The sequence below is a fragment of the Paenibacillus xylanexedens genome, from assembly GCF_001908275.1.
GTDB classification, from domain to species: Bacteria; Bacillota; Bacilli; order Paenibacillales; family Paenibacillaceae; genus Paenibacillus; species Paenibacillus xylanexedens_A.
The window spans coordinates 5,876,858-5,897,831 of the sequence record NZ_CP018620.1 but is presented as its reverse complement, the minus strand read 5'-3'; the positions used below and the strand labels follow the sequence as shown (position 1 = coordinate 5,897,831).

16 protein-coding genes are annotated in these 20,974 nt (G+C 46.2%); 12 read left to right on the top strand and 4 right to left on the bottom strand.

Going from position 1 to position 20,974, the window contains the following annotated elements:
- Nucleotides 1-29 precede the first annotated feature (29 nt).
- From BS614_RS25755 to BS614_RS25735, 5 genes are all read left to right on the top strand, one after another.
- Nucleotides 30-710, top strand: coding sequence for a hypothetical protein (locus BS614_RS25755; protein WP_074096035.1), 681 nt, complete (start codon nt 30-32; stop codon nt 708-710).
- Nucleotides 711-739: 29 nt separating this feature from the next.
- On the top strand, nt 740-1,387 hold the full coding sequence (locus tag BS614_RS25750; RefSeq protein WP_084174740.1) for an SMI1/KNR4 family protein: 648 nt from the start codon (nt 740-742) through the stop codon (nt 1,385-1,387).
- 76 nt (nt 1,388-1,463) lie between these two features.
- Nucleotides 1,464-1,865 carry a hypothetical protein gene (locus tag BS614_RS25745; protein WP_074096033.1) on the top strand — a complete coding sequence of 134 codons (402 nt, stop codon included), beginning with the start codon at nt 1,464-1,466 and terminating at the stop codon, nt 1,863-1,865.
- Between the two features lie 179 nt (nt 1,866-2,044).
- Nucleotides 2,045-2,593 (top strand): sigma-70 family RNA polymerase sigma factor, encoded by a 549-nt coding sequence (locus BS614_RS25740; protein ID WP_342351877.1) that lies wholly within the window; start codon nt 2,045-2,047, stop codon nt 2,591-2,593.
- Nucleotides 2,583-3,725 carry a DUF4179 domain-containing protein gene (locus tag BS614_RS25735; RefSeq protein WP_074096032.1) on the top strand — a complete coding sequence of 381 codons (1,143 nt, stop codon included), beginning with the start codon at nt 2,583-2,585 and terminating at the stop codon, nt 3,723-3,725. Before BS614_RS25740 ends, BS614_RS25735 begins: the two co-directional genes overlap by 11 nt.
- Nucleotides 3,726-3,849: 124 nt before the next feature.
- On the opposite strand, the gene BS614_RS25730 is transcribed toward BS614_RS25735, so the two are convergent.
- Nucleotides 3,850-5,835, bottom strand: coding sequence for a beta-galactosidase (locus BS614_RS25730; RefSeq protein ID WP_084174738.1), 1,986 nt, complete (start codon nt 5,833-5,835; stop codon nt 3,850-3,852).
- 114 nt (nt 5,836-5,949) lie between these two features.
- On the opposite strand from BS614_RS25730, the gene BS614_RS25725 reads away from it, so the two are divergent.
- From BS614_RS25725 to BS614_RS25710, 4 genes are all read left to right on the top strand, one after another.
- Nucleotides 5,950-6,792 (top strand): AraC family transcriptional regulator, encoded by an 843-nt coding sequence (locus BS614_RS25725; RefSeq protein WP_074096031.1) that lies wholly within the window; start codon nt 5,950-5,952, stop codon nt 6,790-6,792.
- A gap of 287 nt (nt 6,793-7,079) precedes the next feature.
- Complete coding sequence (locus BS614_RS25720) at nt 7,080-8,123, top strand: pectate lyase family protein (RefSeq protein WP_074096030.1); 1,044 nt, start codon at nt 7,080-7,082, stop codon at nt 8,121-8,123.
- Nucleotides 8,124-8,425: 302 nt separating this feature from the next.
- A complete protein-coding gene (locus BS614_RS25715; protein ID WP_074096029.1) occupies nt 8,426-9,904 on the top strand; it encodes a methyl-accepting chemotaxis protein in 1,479 nt (492 codons plus the stop codon).
- A 184-nt stretch (nt 9,905-10,088) separates the two neighbouring features.
- Nucleotides 10,089-11,312, top strand: coding sequence for a GNAT family N-acetyltransferase (locus BS614_RS25710; protein WP_084174736.1), 1,224 nt, complete (start codon nt 10,089-10,091; stop codon nt 11,310-11,312).
- 118 nt (nt 11,313-11,430) lie between these two features.
- Here BS614_RS25710 and BS614_RS25705 read toward each other — a convergent pair whose 3' ends face one another.
- Together BS614_RS25705 and BS614_RS25700 are read right to left on the bottom strand one after the other, a co-directional pair.
- Nucleotides 11,431-11,796, bottom strand: a complete 366-nt coding sequence (locus BS614_RS25705) for a VOC family protein (RefSeq protein ID WP_074096028.1) — start codon at nt 11,794-11,796, stop codon at nt 11,431-11,433.
- Between the two features lie 164 nt (nt 11,797-11,960).
- Nucleotides 11,961-13,580, bottom strand: coding sequence for an alkaline phosphatase (locus BS614_RS25700; protein ID WP_157116328.1), 1,620 nt, complete (start codon nt 13,578-13,580; stop codon nt 11,961-11,963).
- Nucleotides 13,581-13,841: 261 nt separating this feature from the next.
- Between BS614_RS25700 and BS614_RS25695 the strand changes: the two genes are divergently transcribed.
- The 3 genes from BS614_RS25695 (at nt 13,842) to BS614_RS25685 (ending at nt 18,972) form a co-directional block, all read left to right on the top strand.
- Nucleotides 13,842-15,755, top strand: a complete 1,914-nt coding sequence (locus BS614_RS25695) for an AraC family transcriptional regulator (RefSeq protein ID WP_074096026.1) — start codon at nt 13,842-13,844, stop codon at nt 15,753-15,755.
- 622 nt (nt 15,756-16,377) lie between these two features.
- On the top strand, nt 16,378-18,621 hold the full coding sequence (locus BS614_RS25690) for a carboxylesterase/lipase family protein (RefSeq protein ID WP_074096025.1): 2,244 nt from the start codon (nt 16,378-16,380) through the stop codon (nt 18,619-18,621).
- A gap of 144 nt (nt 18,622-18,765) precedes the next feature.
- Nucleotides 18,766-18,972 carry a hypothetical protein gene (locus BS614_RS25685; protein WP_074096024.1) on the top strand — a complete coding sequence of 69 codons (207 nt, stop codon included), beginning with the start codon at nt 18,766-18,768 and terminating at the stop codon, nt 18,970-18,972.
- Nucleotides 18,973-19,107: 135 nt separating this feature from the next.
- Here BS614_RS25685 and BS614_RS25680 read toward each other — a convergent pair whose 3' ends face one another.
- Nucleotides 19,108-20,694 carry a choice-of-anchor I domain-containing protein gene (locus BS614_RS25680; RefSeq protein WP_074096023.1) on the bottom strand — a complete coding sequence of 529 codons (1,587 nt, stop codon included), beginning with the start codon at nt 20,692-20,694 and terminating at the stop codon, nt 19,108-19,110.
- Nucleotides 20,695-20,974 lie beyond the last annotated feature (280 nt).

Here is a 20,974-nt window from a genome sequence, read left to right as displayed (position 1 = left end):
TGTACATATGTGAACAGGAGGAATTTGATATGCAGGATTGGAACGAAACAACCATGATGAATGCAGATAGCTTGCGTAAACGGATGAGAATACTTGCTGCATTGGATATCATCTTTTCGGAGGAAGAATGGCTACGCGTTCATTATTATGAAGCTGAGCTTCAGCCAGGTGTGGCGTGGGGAAGCATTAATAACGGTGCAGGTGATCATCTGCATGTATTGTTTACGAATTCAGGTACCTTGATCAAGGGATTCGATCATGAGTCACCTTTAAGCCCGCATGCACGTGAGGATGGTGAGATCTACCCGGGCATGTATGATGAAGTGCCAGAGGCCTTGATGGCTGTTCTGCGAGATCATGAGGAAACATTGGATATGGAGGATGTGACCTTTTGCCTATGGCAGGAAGGGAACGACTTGTCATGGAAGGTTGGTAACTGGATTCAGCTGGCGATGACCGAGGAAGACGAAGTGGATGCCAGAGGTGGCGCAGAATTTTTACTGGGATATTTGGAGAAGAACACGGAAGATTACGTTGACTGGGCCAAAGGCTACTATGACTTGCCGGATCTGCCGTTGGAAGCCGTAACTGATGTATATGCAGAAAAACCGGTGACCGCCAGCCTGATTAAGCAGTTGTGTCCTGAGCGAGATGTGGCAGCAGCACTGGATGAGTTGCAGCAACGCGGGTATGCCGTGGAACAAACGTAATAGAGTAGCGAAGGGAGGAAAGGTAGATTATGTACACTGTACAACTGGAGCGGATGCGTGAAAAGTTGAGCACTCTCCGAAGTCTGGACCCGGATCTGGACCTGTTTGGCGCAGAAAACCATGAATATGAAATGGAGCCTGTGTGGACGCAGGAGGATATCACGCAATTTGAACAGAAATGGCGAATTGAGTTGCCGGAGGAGTATAAGGCATGGCTTCTTCATATGGGAACGGGTGGTGCAGGACCTTATTATGGTCTGGAAAACCCGGATGACGGCGTATACGCTGTGCTTGGTTATGATGATGAGCTGAATGCAATCTCGGACCCTTTTCAATTCACAGAATCATGGAACTGGAACTATGACTGGTTCGAAGACAGCAAGGAAGAAGAGGAATGGGAAGCGTTGGAACATGAATATCTTGATCCAAAATGGTCGGCAGGCATGCTGCGCATCAGTGATTTTGGTTGTGGCATCTCCATGAATCTGATTGTTAAGGGAGCCTCCTACGGAGAGATCTGGGTTGATGACCGGGCTAACCGCAATGGAATCTATCCTGATCAGTATTGGGGCAATACGAATCGATTACATTTTCTGGACTGGTATGAGTTATGGTTGGATCGTTCAATCCATCAAATGCATGAACAAAAGCAACGATCTGGAGCGAACGAAGTCTGAAGGAGGAGGTTGTACATATGGGCTGGGAATATGGCTCTGATCGGTAAGAGATTTGCCTGAAACAGGAGGAGCATATATGGCTAAAAAATCAAAGAGAACAATTCCTGCGCTCATATATCAGTATCAAGGTCCACAGCGGAATGTGGGTTTTGTTGTATCCCCTTTATACATAGAAGAATCGGTTGAAGTAGAGATGGAAGACATGCTGTTCATATATCATGAAGACTTTGACTATATTCGCCCTGCATTGGATCGCGCATTTCCCTTAATTGACCCGCGAACTGGAGAAGAGATGAAGGAGCTTGATCCCTGCTGGGAGAATCCGATTACGAAGGATGTGTGGGTGGGGATTTTATCAGAGTTGGATCACCAGGTGGTTGCAGAGCCTGAATTACGGAATTTTTTGAATCAGTTTACAGCTTGGGTGAAAAACCATCTGCAATTGGCCGACGGGATCGAAGTCACCGGCAATTTGTAAGTTAGTTGATCTTGGATTGTTCATTCGTGTACGTAATTCAGTATACCGGCGGCCGAAGTGCTATGTAATCAAGCTCCCTCATAATGATGGCGGAGCTTTTTTGATGAACAAATATTAAAAACCGTTTGCTTCACTCACCCGTCTTATACCACAGAAAGAGAGAGAAGGAGGGATGCGGGGTGGAAACAAAAGCAGAGATGAACCAGAGGATATATGTACAGACTGAAGACGAGACGGCATTTGTGCAATCCATTATGGAACATCAAGATACGCTCATTTCCATCGCCTACAGTTACCTGCGTAATCGGCAAGATGCGCTGGAAGCTGTGCAGGAGATGACGTGCCGGGCTTGGATCAAACGTCGTACGCTGAATAATGAGAAGGCGTTCAAGTCGTGGATCATTCGGATTCTCATCTATGTCTGCATCGATGAACAGAGGCGCCGCAAGCGGGCGACACCTCTGGCGAAGGAGGATATAGAGGACAGCATTCCGGCGTCTTGGATGATTAGCGTTGATGATAATCGAATCGCTATGGAATCTCTTTTGCAAAAGGTGAAACCGAAATATCGCCATGTATTATTGCTGAAATATTATAACGACATGACACTGACGGATATTGCCTCCATCCTCGGCAAACCGGAAGGTACGATCAAGACCTGGCAGCACAAGGGACTCCAACAGTTGCGCAAGTTGATGAGGAATAGGAGGGATTGGCATGACCACTAACCCGGAGGAGAAAGCACTTCTTGCAGACGCATATCAGGTGAAAAGAGAGAAACAGCAATGGAATCCGGCGGACACGACTGCGGCAATTCAACGTGGTCTCGCAAAGGCCAGAACAAAACGATCAGGTAGGACTGTTCGTATCAAATGGATCACGGCAGTGCTAGTCACGGTTCTGGCTGCGGGTTGGTTTCTTATAGGCCCGCTTGGAAACTATGGGCAACAACCGGCAACATATACTGAGCCTGTGACCCATTGGGGAGTACTTGAACCCTTTCGTGGCCTGCTAACTTCGGATATGGACCGTGCAACGATTACTTCAACGCTCAATAATGGTTATGTGCAACTCGTGGATCGGACGGTGACATCAGGAATATATCAGTTTACCGTGAACGCGGTTATGGCGGATGAGAACAGGATAACCGTATTGTATACCGCCAGAACGGATGCTTCGCAAGAGATTTATTCGATAGTCAATACCAAGATGACGGATGCAAAAACAGGTTATGTCCTTGATAACGGAAATATAGGAGGTATGCATTTTTCGAATGATAAACATACCATTTATGGCCGGAATACAATTGAGCGTAATCGAAATAAACCACTGCCTGAGCAAGTGAATCTTCAATTCCAGCTTTCTTCCGTTGTTCCAGATGTGGTGGGAAATTCAGAAAAAGGGGAAAAGGAACGAAAATATAAATATTCCAAAAAAATGAATCTTTCTTTTGCACTGGATCCCAAGTTCTCTATCCCCAAAACGGAAATCATCAACGTTAATCGGACCTTTACCGTTGGGGGTCATGAAGTTACGTTGTCCGAAGTGGAATTATCACCGCTTATGACTCGGGTTAGAATTGTTTTTGAGCCGGAGCAAGAGATCGATTACAAAACGAAGTTGTCGATCAGTGAAGTCGTTCAGCCTCTTGAGATTGTAACTACCACTAAAAACGGGAAACAGACCAAGTTATCCATGGTAGGCGGGAGCGGAACGGAAGACGGAATGATGTATTCTTTCAGTAGCAATCTGTTGGACCATCCGGAGTCCATGGTATTAAAACTTCGTGGTAAACCAGATAAGGTCTATGATGATTTGCAGGAAGCCAAGAATGATGAATTGGAAATCAAAATCAAATAAGATGAACTAACTGGCAATACTCTTATTCAGATTAGGTGAATGTTAGTGAAAGCAGAGAAGGGATGTCCCTCAAGGTCGTAAGCCTTGTGAGACATCCCTTCTTAAATAAGAAAAGCTGCTGATCTTATACAGTTATAATATCTACTCCCATAGCTGGAAGAGTCAACTTCTGATCCAACCTCTCGCTGGTCAACAAGCTGCGAAAAGGAACGTCCAGCGTAATCTCTCGTTGCTCATTCGTCAAATTGATCAGGAAGAGGAAGTTTTGCTCCCCCTTCGTTCGAATCGACAGCTCAACACCTTCCGGCAGCTGGATTTTGGGCGCCAATTCCTTTTCCTTCAATATGCCTTCAAACAACTGATAGAAATACGATGGCTCCGGCCAAGTGCCAACATAATACACTTCACCTTCACCAAACTTATTGACAGTAACCGCCGGTACACCCTCGTAAAAGTCGTTGTCATACCAGGCGATCGGCTCTGCGCCTCGCAGTTCCAGTAGATCACACCATTGCTTCGCAGCGAATGTCTTGCCCTCCGCGTTCCGTATCCGATGCTCACTGTTGCCGATGGCATCATATTCACTTACGACAACACCCGCGGCTTCGGCCAGTAGCCCCGGCAGAGGCAGCATCTCACATACATTCCTCATGTTCTTCACACCGGTCCGATTTGTGAGGACAACCGTCCCCCCTTTAGCTGCGAATCGCTCCAGTCGCTGTGCTATTTCTTCACTTAACAGGAAGAGAGAAGGGACAATGACCAGCTTGTACCCATCGAGCTCCTCGGTCCAATTGATAACGTCTGTACCAACACCCATTTTCAGAAATGCATTATGCATAGAGGACAAGTTGTCTATATAGTGCATTCCTCCTTCCGCCTGTGGCTGAAGGGAAAGTGCCGTATGCTGATCATGCGAATGCAGAATCGCAACCTGGGTAACAATGGTTGAGTCGGCGAGCATTTCTCCTAACCGGTTCACCTCGCGAGTAAGCTCAGCAAACTCCCTGAACCTGCGTCCAGGAACATTGCTGTGGTCGATTAGCCCATGCCAGAACTGTTCCGCTCCGACGGTAGCACTCCGCCACCGGAAATGGACGACCATATCCGCACCGCGAGCGATTGTCTGCCAGGAGCGAGCTCGGATCAGTCCAGGATACGGGGTGCGCTGAATCGGCATCCAGGCACCCTGTGCTCCGCTGAGCTGTTCCATTACCCAGAAATTGCGGCGTTTGATGCCGCGAACCAAGTCCAGCGTAAGCGCTCCGTTCCTCGGAAACCGATCGCCATAATCGCGATACAGCTCATTTGGATAATAATCAACAGAGACGAAGTCCAATTCGTTGTGCATATCATAATAGTCCAGACTATTCGGATACTGCCACATGTTATGCGTCACAAATTGGCCTGGACAGTTACGGCGTAAAATCTCAAGCTGCCATCCCAGCAGATAGCCTACGCTGTCAGAACAAAATCGTTTGTACTCCAGAAGATAGGAAGGATTCATTGGTTTGCTGGGTCCGAGTGGTGTTGTTACCTCAGCCCAGCTGCTGTACTCACCACTCCAGACGACCGTACCCCACTCCCGGTTCAATTCCTCCAGATTGGAATAACGCTTTTGCAGCCAAGCGACAAATGCACGATTACATGTATCACAATGGCACTCCTGGTAGTGCATCTCGTTATCGATTTGCCAGCCAATGACGGCGGGATGCTTACCATAGCGCTGTGATATCGCTTCCACAAATTTGGAGCCCAGCATTCTCAAGGAAGGGCTGTTGTTGCAACGATGTCCACGCACACCTGGCCGAATGATGTGGCGTTGTTCATCCATGGGCAGCACATCCGGATAACGTGTTGTCATCCAGTTTGGCGGGGTATTGGTTGGGGTGCACAACACAATTTCCATGCCGCGCGAAGCGAATACTTCTATAGCCGCATCCAGCCATTCAAACTGATAATTACCCTCATTCGGTTCCATTCGGCTCCAGGCGAACTCCGCCATTCGCACAACAGCAACCCCCGTCTCTCGCATAAGTACAGCATCTTTCTCCCATAACTCCGGGGTCCATTGCTCTGGATAATAATCAATTCCGATCTTAATTGTCATCCTGTGATCTCCTTTATTTATCAATATATTGCGATTATATGCTATATTAATTCGAGTGAATATCTTAAATAATTAATATGATATAACAATATTAAGATCAGGAGAGTTAGTCTTATGCCGCATCCCAATCGTAATTTTCCGGTATTATCTGCCCGAGACAAGCTGCTCCCTTTTTATTTACTTGGCATTGGCCTGCATCATGAACAGGAGCATATCCGCCGAGACCAAGGCATTGAGGATTATCAGTGGATACAATGCCGCAGCGGTGTGGGTAAGCTCAAGCTAAGTGAAACGGAACATATCGTCAAGCCAGGTATGGGCATGCTGTTATTCCCTGGACAGAAGCATGAATACTATGCGCTATCCGACAGTTGGGAAGTCGACTGGATCATTTTCGATGGCAACGGGTCAGCAAACTTGTTTGAAACCGTGGGCATTGTCGACACATGCGTATACACGCTTGTACAGCCTGAATACCTTCTATCCCGGATGCGGGAGTTGCTGCAAGCTGCCTTAACACCACAAGAGCAGACATTAAGCAATTACGCCTGCTCCGCCATTCTCTATACCTTATTGACAGAGATTATTCAACGCGTATCTGTGCAGGGCAGCGATACCGTCGGGCAGCAGTATGAGCGATTAAAGCCGGTTCTGGACTATATTGAACAGCATTATGCTGAAGAGATTACTTTGCCAACGCTGGCTGGATTGATCTGTGTCACACCAGAATATTTCTGTCATTTGTTCAAGAAGACGACAGGTCTTCGTCCCATCAGCTATGTTAATCAGGTAAGAGTCAACAAGAGCAAGGAACTGCTGCTCGACAATGTGCAGCGCGGGATGGAGGATATTGCTCGTCAAGTCGGCTTCGAATCGACCAGCTACTATGGAGCCATCTTCAAGAAGCTGGAACGACTTACACCCGGTGATTTCCGCCGCAGCTATCAGAAGTCGTAACATATTATTATCCGCAAGCACTGGTTTTCGTTAGAGGCTTTAAGAACTGATCCGAGGGCAGATCAGTTCCAAGTTGGATCACATAGTACTCCTTAATAGAGACGCTAATTAGCGTCTCTATTTTGTGTGAACGAATGGCTGGGTTTACGTTTTTTCACTATATCTGATCTGCTGTTGCGAAAAAGATAATATTGTTGTCTTTTTGCAATTATTGTATTGTCACAACCAAAGTTACACGATATAATCGAGTTGTCTTTGAGGATAATATTATAAAGGATGGTGAAATTTTGAAGAAATTTTCGATGCTTTTACTCGCTGTAACTCTATTGTTGTTAACTGTCTCTACAGCCCCGTCTACATATGGTGCGGCTAGTTATCCGAACACAGGTACGAATGGGTTGACTGGTTTTGCAGGCAGTGCCAAGAATGAAAGTGGTGTATCGAAGGCAGCCACGACAGGTGGCAAGAACGGTCAGGTAGTTTACGTTAGTAATCTCAATGACCTGAGAACACATATGGCGGGCTCTACAGCCAAAATTGTCGTCATTGAACAGAATATTTCTTCCTCCACGCTGCAAAAGGTTGAATTCGGAGCGAACAAGACACTTGTAGGTTCCTTTGGCAAACATACATTAACGAATATTCATTTCAGATCCACAAGCAGTTCAAGCAATGTGATTTTTCAGAATCTGACTTTTGAACACGCTTCCAATATTAATGCCAATGATGATATCCAGATGTATATCACTTCAGGCTCCAATTACTGGATTGATCATGTGACGTTTGCTGGTCACAGCTACAGCACTGGCGGTAGTGATCTGGACAAACTTCTGTATATTGGTGATCGCGCCGACTATATTACGATTAGCAATTCCAAATTTGCGAACCATAAGTATGGCGTCATCCTTGGTCATCCGAATGATGGTAACAGCAGTTACAATGGAGTGCCTCATGTGACGATGTCCAATAATTACTTCGAAAATTTATATGTACGTGGTCCTGGACTTTTAAGATATGGTTACTTCCATCTCAAAAACAACTATGCAAACAACTTTAATCAGGCCATCACAATTGGTGAAAAAGCACGGATTTATTCTGAAAACAACTACTTTGGTGCTGGCGCTGAAAAGGGTGGCATCCTGGATGACAAAGGAAAAGGTGAGTTTACGGATACGGGCAGTACACCAGCGCTTAATAGTCCAACTTCTCCTAAAACGAACTGGAGACCAAGCTCCAATTACAGTTATCAGGTAGAGAGTGCCAGCTACGCGCGTGAGTTCGTCACCAAGTATGCAGGCTCCTCCAATACGACACTTGTATTCGGAAAATAAGAGCTGCTGCACATCCTTTCACGACCCAAAAGGCCTGTCTTGTACGTCATAACGTATAAGACAGACCTTTTTTGTTTATAAAATGATATGCTTACATATCATTTTATATTTCATATTCATTTTAAATGTTGAATACCGATATACATAAAGTAGCGCTGATTTCATACTTGTGAAGTTAATATGTACTATGTTAAGGCGCTGCGTATTTGCGATTTGCACATAAGCAGGACCAAAGACTACTAGATGTAGTACAGAAAGGCCCTACAACTTACATTTAACCTACATAAAAGGACGGGGTATGCATGGATCGTATGGACGAAATTATTTGGAAAAGGAACAAATTAATTGGTATCATTTTGTGGATTATTATTGCCATTGGTATGGGGCTTGCCTTTACGATGCCGAAGTTACTTGTGTCCAATGGAGTAGCTCTAGTCTTTGTAGTTTGGATTACATACGCTAATGCGAAAAAGAAACATATTCATCTCATTCCATGGCTGATTACCGTATTACTGACAATATGTGGCGTCTATGTCGGTTGGGGAACGGTCAATTTTGCGTTAAGTTTGGTTATAACCGCAGTTCTACTGTTATTTCCTAACAAGAAATTTTTTGTGGTTGGATTTTCGGTATTACTAGTCAACAGTGTTCTGCAGTTATTTGTTATGAATACCGTTGACTCCGTTGAGCTAATAGGTAATATCGTTAATGTGGGACTATTCGCTCTCACGGGGGCCATTCTGATGCTGGTCTCCCAGCTGAATCAAAGGCTTTTCCATGAAAGTGAAGTACGCCAAAATGAGGTGGAGCATTCTAAGCAAAGAGTGGAAACCATGCTGGAACGTGTGAAGGAATCGGTCGAAGGTTTATCACGTTATACGGATCAATTGAAGCAAAAAGTGAATGCGACTGGCTCCATCACCAATGAGGTGACGCTTGGGTTCAGTGAGGTTGCAAAAGGTGTTGAGTTCCAGGCGACCAGTGTAGCCGAAATTTCAGAATCCTTATCTGTATCGGATCAGCATATCAAGGACGTTGCTTCGTATTCCCAGCAGATGAAAGAGTTGTCCGCAAGTATGGCAACGAGCACGCAAACTGGAAGCACACAGATGGACCAGCTAAACATCCAGATGCAAGATCTATATGAAACGATCAATACAACTGCAAATGACATGCGAAAGTTCAACGAGGAAAGTGAATCCATGACGCTTATGCTGAACAGCATAGCGGATATTGCGAGTCAGACCAACCTGCTCGCACTTAATGCAGCCATTGAAGCTGCTCGTGCGGGTGAGCATGGGCGCGGGTTTGCCGTTGTATCGGAGGAAGTTCGCAAGTTGGCGGAGAACTCGGGTCAGTCCGCAAGTGATATCGGAACCATCCTGTCTCGATTAAAAGGGCAGACGCAGGCACTGACGGATCGATTCGAACGCATTCGTCAATCGTTACAACAAGGAAGAGATAGCGTCCATACGGCAGAGGAAGTATTCCGTACGATCAACAGCAACTCTCAGCATGTGTTGAATCAAGCGACAGATATAGAGACTAGTTCGGCGACCATGAAGGCATCTTCCACCAGAGTTGTGAATGAAGTTTCCGAGATTTCGAGTGTGACGGAGCAATCCAGTGCAGCGACAGAAGAGATTCTGGCGAGCATGGAAGAACAACGTAACCTGACACAGAAGATGGTAGAGAGTTTTGGAGAACTGGAGCAACTGATTGTGAACCTGAATGAGTTAGTCTCGGATCATCAGGCTTCTTCCGTTGAGAATAAACTTTAATATTAATAGTTGAGGGCCTGTCGGTGCGAATTTAGCGTACTGGACGGGCTTTTTTTCATCTGTAAAACAGCTTGATGCCGACATTTTTTTCCTATACAGTGTGTTGTGTAGAGTATGAAGAGAGTAGAACTAAAAATGTAAATAGTAGTCAAAAGAAGACGTTACCTCATGGGGGAGTAAAAGTTTGAAGAATAAATTAATGAAAGACAGCTCGGCCTACGATGACCTTACATATGAGCATAGGAATGATAATAGCGTTGCACGCGTGCGTCTTTATGATCAGCATTCGTTCAAAGAGATGGACTGGCCCGATACAGAGGATGGCAGATATGCCAGAGTCTATCTGGAACCTATGATGCTGGACGGAACCCAAAGCTTTATGTCCAATGTGGAAACGACATTGTTGCTCGCCCGGATTGATAATCTCGTTATTCCGCTGACGGTGAATGATACAGAGTATGATAATGCTTACGTTTGTTCGCCATATACGCATTATGTGAGTTACGCCAAGCAGGAACTGAACATGTTGCAGAAGCCAGTGTTGGAAAAAGGTCTTTCTGTGCTGCTCAGTCTAATAGGTTGGGGAATGAAGCAATCGAAGATCAACAAAGTTGTGCATGTGAACAACTGGTTGTTGTCCACCAATCTGTATCCAGCCATGTCTGGTGATCAGGCAGCTTGTTTGCTTGCAGTGGTACAAGAGCGGTACCCTGAGCATGTCATTGTGTTTCGCTCCTTGTGTCCGGGACTTCATCCCGATCTGACGGCGAGGCTACCAGAAGCGGGGTGTCGATTGATTCCGAGCCGACAAATCTACCTGTACCAAGCGCATGATCCGAATTTTGGCAACTCCAAGTCGCGCTGGTTGCTGAAGCGGGATTTCGAATTATTGGCCAAGCACGATTACGAACTCGTATCCGAAGCAGATATGACAGATGCAGATATTCCGCGAATCGTTGAGCTGTACAAGCTGTTATATCTTGAAAAATACTCCTATCACAATCCGCAATTCACCGAGCAGTTCATTGCTGCTGCGATGGCATCAGGGACACTCAGGCTCTATGGATTGCGGAAGGAAGGGCGCCTGGACGCGGTCATGGGTTATTTCTGCCGCAATGGAGTTATGACAACGCCGCTGTTCGGTTACGATACAGCGGTGCCCCAATCCGTCGGACTATACCGCATGTTATCAGCTTGTCTGATCGGACAGGCTCGCGAGAACGGTCATCTGTTACATGAGAGCGCCGGGGCTGCGCAGTTCAAGCGCAATCGCGGTGCTGTGGCGGATTTTGAATATTCGGCTGTGTATGAGCGCCACCTTCCATGGGGCAGACGCTGGTGCTGGCTGCTGCTTGATCGGTTGTTGAATCGCGTAGGTGTGCCGCTGATGCGCCGCATGAAGCTGTAAACAGACAAAAAACGTGCTTGCGCTGCCCGATGTAGGTGTGAGCTTACATCTGATTTGACTGCACACTTGCACACACAACTGATCATCGTGATACGCACAATTATGTGCTCTCGCCTAATTAGACATGCTCTGCGAGTTGTACCTCGAAGCCGTCTGGATCTGTAATGTAAATAAACCGCAGATGCGGATTGGGCTGGATGGGGCCGCGCACAATCGGAATATTCAGTTCTGTCAGTCGTTCCATGGCCTCATCTAGCGAGTTCACCTCATAACCGATCGACACGCCGGCCTCTGGTTTAAGAATGGACTCACTGCCCTCAATTAGTTCCAGCTTAGCTTCATTCTCCTTGCCCAGCATGGCAATCTGCCGTCCACGGCTTTCGAATCTGCGCTGAATGGGAAGTCCAAGCATGTCGTGGTAGAACCCGAGCGAAGCTTCCAAATTACTGACCCTCAGCGTGATCCAGTTTAATTTGATCAACATGGGTGAATCTCTCCTTTTTCTTGCATGATATGTATTTTTGTTACGTTCATTATACGATAGGTGTTAGCAGGAACCTACTCCTTAACAATAAACAGTAAAATAGCTGCCGAAATATTCGGCAGCCAGATGGTGTAATCTCCTTGTGGTTCCGTAGCTCTAACGAATCATTGAATCAGATCAACGGCCGTCTGTGGTACAAATGCCTCTACACCGTTATACACAATGACACCCTCCAAAGTTGTCTTTTTGCCGTTCACCAGTGCAATATTTTTGTAGATTTGCAGTTCCATTTTGGTGTTACCTTTTGTTACGAGGATCTTCGGATTTTTGGTGTCCGTCAGGTCCAGTTTGTACGTCGCGCCTTTGGCTGTAAATGCCTGTTTGGCAGGTACAAACAATTGTTTGTTCACGCTGTCGAGATCCAGATCCAGTACACGTGCCATATATTTAGCGATATCCGTGTTGTCAATCACACCGAATGGACGATCATTGTTCGGAGCATACGTGTACAGCACGACATCTCCACCTGTATGACCACCGGTTGTCCAGCCGATCCCTGCACGTTTGCTGATCATTGGACCGATTGCATAGTTAAGACTGCCCGGCTCAGCCGCTTTAATGGTGGCAACCTCCTCGGAAGTCAGATCGGTAATACCATAATATTGTTTCATCACTGCTTTGATGTTTGTGCGCTTGGCATTCAACTTCGCTTCAACGCCCTCACCAGTCAGCTTGGCCTTTTTCAAAGGTCCGATAAATGTGGACAACGGCTCTTTGTCATAAGTGCCAGTTGTGGAGGCATTACCGATCGTGAGTCCACCGTTCTGATGGTCAGTTACAGCCACAACGGCAGTTTCTCCATCTGCTTTGGCAAAATCCATGGCTACTTTTACGGCATCATCAAAAGCCAGCACGTCACTGATAATACCAATCGGATCATTGGCGTGAGCTGCCCAGTCCACTTTACTGCCTTCGACCATCAGGAAAAAGCCGTCTTTGTCTTTGGACAGTACTTCAATGGCTTTGGATGTCATCTCGGCAAGGCTTGGCTGTTTCGCAGGATCACGGTCCATATTATAAGCCATGCCTGCGGGTGCAAACATACCCCACAGCTTGTTCGAATCGGAAGCTTTCATTGCAGCTGGTGTAGTGACGTAATCGTAACTCAGTGCCTTGATGGACGAAACCAGATTTTCGCCGTCTTTACGTCCGGCTGGCTCAAGGTATTTGCTACCTCCACCCAACACAACATCCATGCCGTTGTAGACTTGTTGTTTGCTGAGTGCATCATAGTTTTTACGGTCCGGATAGTGAGAGGAGAAATCCGCTGGTGTGGCGTGCATAATCTCGGATGTAGCGACAATGCCAGTTGCTTTACCCGCCAGTTTGGATGCTTCCAGCACGGAAGCAACAGGTTTTCTTTCGTCTCCAGGCGCAATAGCCTTTTGCCCAGGCATGGTAGCCTTGTCCGGCAGTACACCGACAAATCCGGTATGAGATTTATAACCTGTTGCAAAAGCGGTTCCGGCAGGGGCCGAGTCGGCAATCGGCGCATCGGCGGAGTGTGTCCGAACCATGCCGCTTGCCATGGAGTCCAGTGTCAGGGACGAGCCCTTATACCAACGAGCCAGAGCGGTAGCATCATTAGCCATACCGTCAGGAATCAGAATAATCACATTTTTAATCGGTGATGCAGATGTCGTTGAGGTGGTGTTCTCCACAGCCCACGCTGCACTGCTTCCTCCGAGTGTAGCCGTAACAATTGTTGTCACCGCGAGCATCATTTTGGCTGCACGGACATTAAACCGGTTTAACATGAATGCATCCTCCTAGAATATATGTATAGTTGGTATCCCAGACCAAGTGTATACAACAATTGCTAAACTAACGTATGAAATGGGTTAACTATATGTAAAATTTACGATTAGTGAAGGATGTTGGAATTCAGGTGAACTGGACAAAATGAGTACCACTCTTGTATGTTAAGGAGAAAATTGGACCAGGGAATGACCCTCGTCTAGTGATCGGCTTTGAGGTGGTTTGTAATGAAAGAATGGTCAGAAGCCATTCAGTGGTGGAATAAAAATCAGGTGAAGCTCATGGACATTCGTCATCTGGTCTTGAAGCCGGGACAGGCAATTAAGCCGTATGTTTTGCCAGCCCATGCTTTTTTGGTGATGGTCAGAGGAGAAGCCATTGTTCATTTGGGCAAAGAAAAGCTCAGGTCCAACCAGACGCAGGTTCTGCATGGTGGCAAAGGCACAACTATACATATCCATTGTCTGGATCTCCCCTTGGAATATTATCTTATTTTATATAAACCCCAGCCAAGCTCCACTGGTACCGACCCGTCGAGAGTAGAAAACGTACAACAGGAGTATGAATTTTCCCCGCAGCAGTATTATTTTACAGCAACATATCCGCTGTCGCTAATTCCTATAATGGAGAGAATGCATGAATGCTGGGTAAGCGGCGAAGAATTGGACAGGTTGCAGGTTACAGGACTGTTGTATCAGTTTGTATACAAACAGTTTCGTCAATGGAAGCAGGCGAGTGATCAGGTAGCTGATCCTCCAGAATTAGCCGAGCAGATTGCAGCATACATTCAGGAGCACTACGCACATCCCGTGTCCATGGAGGATATGGCGGCCCAATTTCATTACAGCAGTCATTATCTGGCACGGGTATTCAAGCGCAAATTCGGTTGCAGTCCGATGGAATACGTCATCCAAACCCGGATGAACCAAGCCAAAGTATTGCTAACAGAGACAGAGGCTCAGATTCGTGATGTGGCTGAGAGCGTTGGATATAAAGATTTGTACTACTTTAGCCGAATCTTCAAACGAATGGTGGGAGAAACTCCCGCTCAATATAAAATGCACAGTCATCTGTTTAAAGGTTCAAATCGTACCAATAAGAAGTCGGAATCGTTCATTGCTGGAGAACTCACACAACGCTATATTGATAATAACGATAATCATTATCAATACAACACTTGGAGCGTGAATGACTTGAATGTTCGTTTTAAGCCTACTTTGGCGGTCAGTTTATTATTTAGTTTATCCCTGCTATTAGCAGCTTGCGGGGGAGGAGCTGATCCACAGTCAACAGCAAATGAAGATGCTTCACTGCCTGCAACCAAAATGTATACCGACGCATCGGGGAGAACGGTTGAGATTCCAGCCCAATCTGCCAAACCGGTTGTGATCACATATGGGGGGTATTTGCTGCCACTCGGAATGAAGCCGGCGGGTGCCAACAAGGAAACACTGGATCTGTACCCGGAAGAGATGGCTAATGTACCTGATATCGGATCAGGAACGGGGAACGTAGAAGTGGTCTCGGATCTAGAGCCAGATCTGATCATCGTACCTGATTATACAAGCACGGAAGTGATTGGCACCTATGAGAAAATTGCGCCTACGATTACGGTAGCCTGGGGTGGTGACCCAGATGTCATCAACACCCTGAGAACGATGGGTGAGATTATGGATCGAAAAGAGGAAGCAGAGCGATGGATTGCTACTTTTGAAAGTAAATTGAATGGGATCCGGGATGAACTGAACATCAATATTGAACCGGGAACCACGGCCATGTCCTTCGTTATCTACAATAAGGAGGTATTACTTGGGGGAGAAGGCGGCACATTGGGCAAGTTGATATACCAGGATTTCGGATTTGATATGCCTGAACAGTACAAAGCTTATGCAGATGGTGGAACCGTGCTCTCATTGGAGAAGCTGGCGGATAAACCTGCAGACTACTTCTTCACCCAGATGGACGATGAAGAGATGGAGCAGATGATGGAACTATTCAATGAGCCGGTGTATCAGAGTATTCCTGCGATCAAAAACCATCGGATCATTAATGTGTCTCGCAACTATTGGAATTATGGACCGTATCTGGTCGACAAGGGGCTGGATAGTCTGATTGAACAAGTGAGCAAGCTGCAGGAATAAAAAAACATTTCATTCTACAAAATTGACGCAAATCACGTCATACCAGAGCAGGCCATAGGTTAAATTACCTATGGTCTGTTTTGTTACATCGTCGGTTCTGTATAATTAAAGCTTATAACCGACGGAACATTCGGAGCGATATGATGTTATATATTGAATTGTGTAAAAAATATATTGCGAACGCTTACATTATGTGCTAACATCACCATAACAACAGGATTGTAACCGTGTTTAGGGCAATACCTGTGTCAGTTCATTCGTTGGTTCTTTGTTCATCAAACGATTGATTGCGTTTACATTTTCATATGGAATGAACCTCATTCCTCAGGGTTGTTACTGATTGCAGGCAAAACCTGAATTGAGGGCAGTAGACCACGCTAAAGCGATGTCTGTTTGCCTTCGGTTCAGGTTTTTTTATATAAAAAAATGCCTGATGGCATGACCGCAAGCGCCGTAGCAGATATTTCGAGCAGAAAGGAGCGCAGCAGATTTAATTTTTTCATAAATAGAGATATAGACTCATCCAGACATTGGAATACTGATTCTTAGATACGCAATTCAAATGGACATTCCAATGAACTTATCCCATCACACACTATTCGACAGCGAGGAGATTTATGACATGAAAACCATTAAACGTTCGATTGCTGTAGCAACAATTCTGGGGTTATGTGTATCCGCTCTACCAGCTTATGCAGCAGGCAATACAGGACCTTCTTCTTCAGCAGCGATGGACAAGCTGATCCAATCCGAGCTTATTCGCGGTAGCGGTCAAGGAGTTAATGCAGCTTATCTGAACAAAAAGGCTACACGCATTCAGGCCGCAGTACTTTACTTGCGTTTGTCCGGATTGGAGAAAGAAGCACTCGCTTATCAGGGATCGGAAACGTATGACGATGCGGCTCAGGCAGGCAAAGTATTGCAACCGGTCGTTGGTTACTTGAAGCAGCATCCGTATGTGTCTGAGATCGTAACAGGAACGGATGAGTTTGAACCTAATGCACCACTTACAGCGGAAGGTTATGCCGAAATGCTGCTGAAGGTGCTTGGATATGAAGCGGGTTCGGATTATGAGCAGGGAGCGGCTTCCACCTACGCGGCTGGGAAAGGAATCAAGGCACTTCAAGGGAAGGGCGCGAGTCAACTTACCAATCGCCTGATGGCAGAGGCAACCGCACAGGCTTTGCAGATACAGCTCAAGAATGGCAGTGGAACCTTGGAGCAGAGTTGGTTAAAACATAAAGAAGCTGGAGCGTTCCAACCTCAAACGGTGCAACAGACCAAGTATGGCGCGATTGATGGCAAAACCTATGAGCAATATGGCACGCTCGGCTGGCTTGGTGTTCCTTACGCGGCACCTCCGGTAGGGGAACTGCGCTGGAAAGCCCCGCAAGAACCAGAAGCATGGACAGGAACCAGATCGGCTAAGGAATTTGCAGCGAACAGCTTGCAGATCTCCGGCAAGACTACAGCAGGAAGCGAGGATTCGCTGTATCTCAATATCTGGCGTCCCGACACAACCAGTTCGAAACTTCCGGTTATGGTGTTCCTGCACGGCGGCGGGAATATGACCGGATCAGGTAAAGATTTTCAAGGTGAACAGCTTGCACGGAGCACCAACAGCATTATCATCTCAGTGAATTACCGTTTGGGAGCCCTTGGATTCTTCGAGAATGCAGCACTGAAAACAGGCAATGCCCTGGATGACTCAGGTAACTATGGTCTGCTCGATGCATTCCGTGCACTAGAGTGGGTACAGGATAATATCGAAGGATTTGGCGGAGATACAGGCAATGTTACATTAGCCGGACAATCTGCTGGTGCACGTGATGTTCTGGCAACTCTGATCTCGCCACTTAGCAAAGGATTGTATCAAAAAGCAGTTGCTTTCAGCGGAGGATTGACGACAGCATCACCGGAAGAAGGCGAGCAAAAATCCGAGGATGTACTTGTGAAGCTACTCGTGCAAGAGGGGAAAGCGGCTAATGCAGAAGAAGCAAAAGCATGGATTGGCAAGCAATCTCAGGCACAGCTGGAGAGTTACTTGCGTGCACTGCCTGCGGACAAGTTGGTCACAGCGTTTGGTGCAACGGCAATCCGGATGGACCCATTCCCGCATCTGTTCCGTGATGGCACAGTGATTCCAAAAGAAGGATTTGACGCCATCAATAATGGCAATTACACGAAAGTCCCTGTATTGCTCGGCAGCCTGGAAACGGAGTTCTCTGGTTTTGCCTTCGGTGATCCAAACTTCTCTCCATCCATCACGGATGAGACTCTGTTTACTGATAAAACCAAGGCGGAACAATATGCTGCTGCGTTGAAATACGGTAGCGAAGCTTATGCAGGCTTTAATGCAGAGCGTGTAGCGGAGCAATTGACCAGTGAAGCAGGTCAGCCACCGGTATATGCGTATCGTTTTGCATGGGGCACACAACCTGGGGTCATCTCTGAGCGTTTGCTCACGTTACTGGGCGCACCACATGGTGCGGATATGGACTTCTATACAGGACACGCAGACGGAATTGCTGCCTATTTCCCTGATGGGTACTTTAGCGATACAAACAAACCAGGACGTGATCAGTTGTCTGCCGCGATGGCAGCATATCTGAAGCAGTTCCTGTACACAGGCAATCCAGGCACGGGTGGATCACCTGATCTAGCGGCATGGACATCTTGGACGAAAGATGCTCAAGCCCCAATCATGCGTCTGGATGCTAGCAATACAACGGCAGAGATTGGCATGTCCACACAATATAATCAAGGCAAAGACGCCGTTATGGCAAAGATGAAAAAAGAATTGCCTGAAGAAACGTATAAACTGTTGACGGAAAAAGTGTTCGCAGGTCGTTTCTTCTGGGAATAAGGATCACCGGATAGGAAGGTATATATAGATAAATTGAAGCCAAGGGAGCATGCTCTCTTGGCTTTTTATACTGTTCGTTATGCTTAATTATGGTATTGTTGTAAATATAAATTAATAGAATGTCGGAAGGGGAAACGTAAAGTTATGATTAGCTCTATAGGTATTGCAGGTATTATAACGCTATTAATTTTCTTTATTATGATTGGTCTTGTATTATATCTGGTTTTCTATCTTGGGATGAAGAGGTCTGGCGTCAAAGAGGAAGTATCCGCATTAAGGATGGAAGTACGAGTGTTGCAAGAGGAAGTCGAGCGGAACAGGCGGGAATTGGAAAATATGAAGCGTCGATAACCTTTGCAGCATTACATGTGGGTACGTGGAATAGCGCGTACAATAGTATGAGAGGATAGGGGCTTTTCGCCCCTACCTACTCAATACAACGTGAAACCGCTCATTTCAGCCTTTACATACCAATAATACTCGGATCTATTTCTTGGCAAAAAAACTAAGCGTTCCGGTGCTTTCATCTGCACTCACAAACAGGCTACGTCCGTTAACACGATGAATTCCCTCTGGTGATTCTCCGGCTGTAGGAATCAGACCCAGGTAGTCCGGATTGACCGGATCAGCAAGATCAAAGAACAAAATGGCATCTGCCCTTTCGGAAGCTACGGCTGCATACGTAGTGCCGTCTACAGTAGCAACGGTCAGGTTCTCCACTTCACTTCCCTTGTTGGGACTGCGATCATCCGGATACAAGCCGACCATAGCGGTTGCCTCGTCAATGAGGTTCTGGCTATCGTACATCCGCTGTCCTTGCAGATTCCAGACAGCGATATTACGTCCGCCTGCTTTTACACCATCCTCAAATTCATTCTTGCCCAAATCCCCTTCATTGGCTGTCAGCAGGTATTTGCCATCTGCCGAGAAAGCAATCCCATCCGGTTCATAACGAGCGGTCAACGTCTCTTTAAACTGAACGATACCATCATCTTTCAGATCCGCTTGATGTGAAGTGGTACCCAGAGCGAAGATTGAGCTGATTTTTTTTGTCTCCAGATCTACGATGGCAACGACATTGTTTTCCTGTAGCGTGATGGCTGCTGTTTTACTATCTGGACTAATGGCAACATACTCTGGTTGTGGATCATGCGGATAGATGGCACCTTCTACATTTTCGAGAGATACCGGTAAGTTGGTGATTTCGCCCTCTAATACATTCCCATCAGCAAAAGATACAACCATAATGCTACCCGGACGTTTGGTGTTGGCATAGTCAATTTCATCCGCAGCTTTATTCAGCTCTTCATCCTCTATCGCGATCACTGCATGCAGACCGTCAGGTGACAGTGCAATCGAATCAGGACCAATGCCCAGTTCATACGTTTTGACGGTTTTGTAGGTTGTCAGATCCACAATGGCAAGTAACCCTTTGTTTGCTTCGCTGTCTGTATCCCCTGTACGAATAACAGCAAGACCGTATTTACCATCTTTGGACACGGTTACGCTTGTAACTTCAGCTTTGGCGGAGAGGTCATGGAAGCTTACCGTCTTTAATACGTTGATGTTTTTCAAGTCAGCAATGTCCAGCACGGAAATGCTGCCATTGTCTGCTTCGGTTACGAGCAGGCGCTGCCCATCTGGCGTAGATGCTGATATTTCTGCTTTTCCTCCAAGCATCTGAAACGATGCGGTCTGTTCAAAACCGGTTTTATTTTGTTTCAGGATCAGTTGATCCGTAATTAATTTTAGCGTTTGTGGAGATACATACGTTGTACCTTTGGTGATGTAGCTTTTACTGTCCAAAGGAGTTTTCACACCGTTGATGGTGGCTGATGACGTTCCTATAGGAAGTTGTACTTTAGTATCTGCGATCTGGATATCAACACTGCGACTGCTTCCGTTCCATGTGACCGTACCCTGCATATTTTGGATGGCTGTACGCAGTACGACATGATCGTTGGCGGGTTTAGTTGCGTCAGCGGCATGAATCATTGATGTGTAGCTGGTTGCTCCTGCGGTAAGAATGGCAGTCATCGACAGAACGGCGAGCCATTGATTTCTCTTTTTCAATGTTCCAGATCCCCTTTATCGTTTCGTGTGTAATGAGTTGTACAATTGTTTTAGTATAGGGAGCTTATGTTAAGGTGAGGTAAGAGAAGTCTGCGATTTGTGTAAAAGGTTAGATAAGAGATATTTCTCCAAATTGGATATGTAAGTTAGCGTATAAAATGATGTTGCCACATGAAGAAAAAAGCAGACCTGAACCTTCATATATATAGGACTGGTCGAACGGGAGAAAATACGCTAGAATCATAATTGAGAATCATTATCAATTAATTCGGACTTTCTT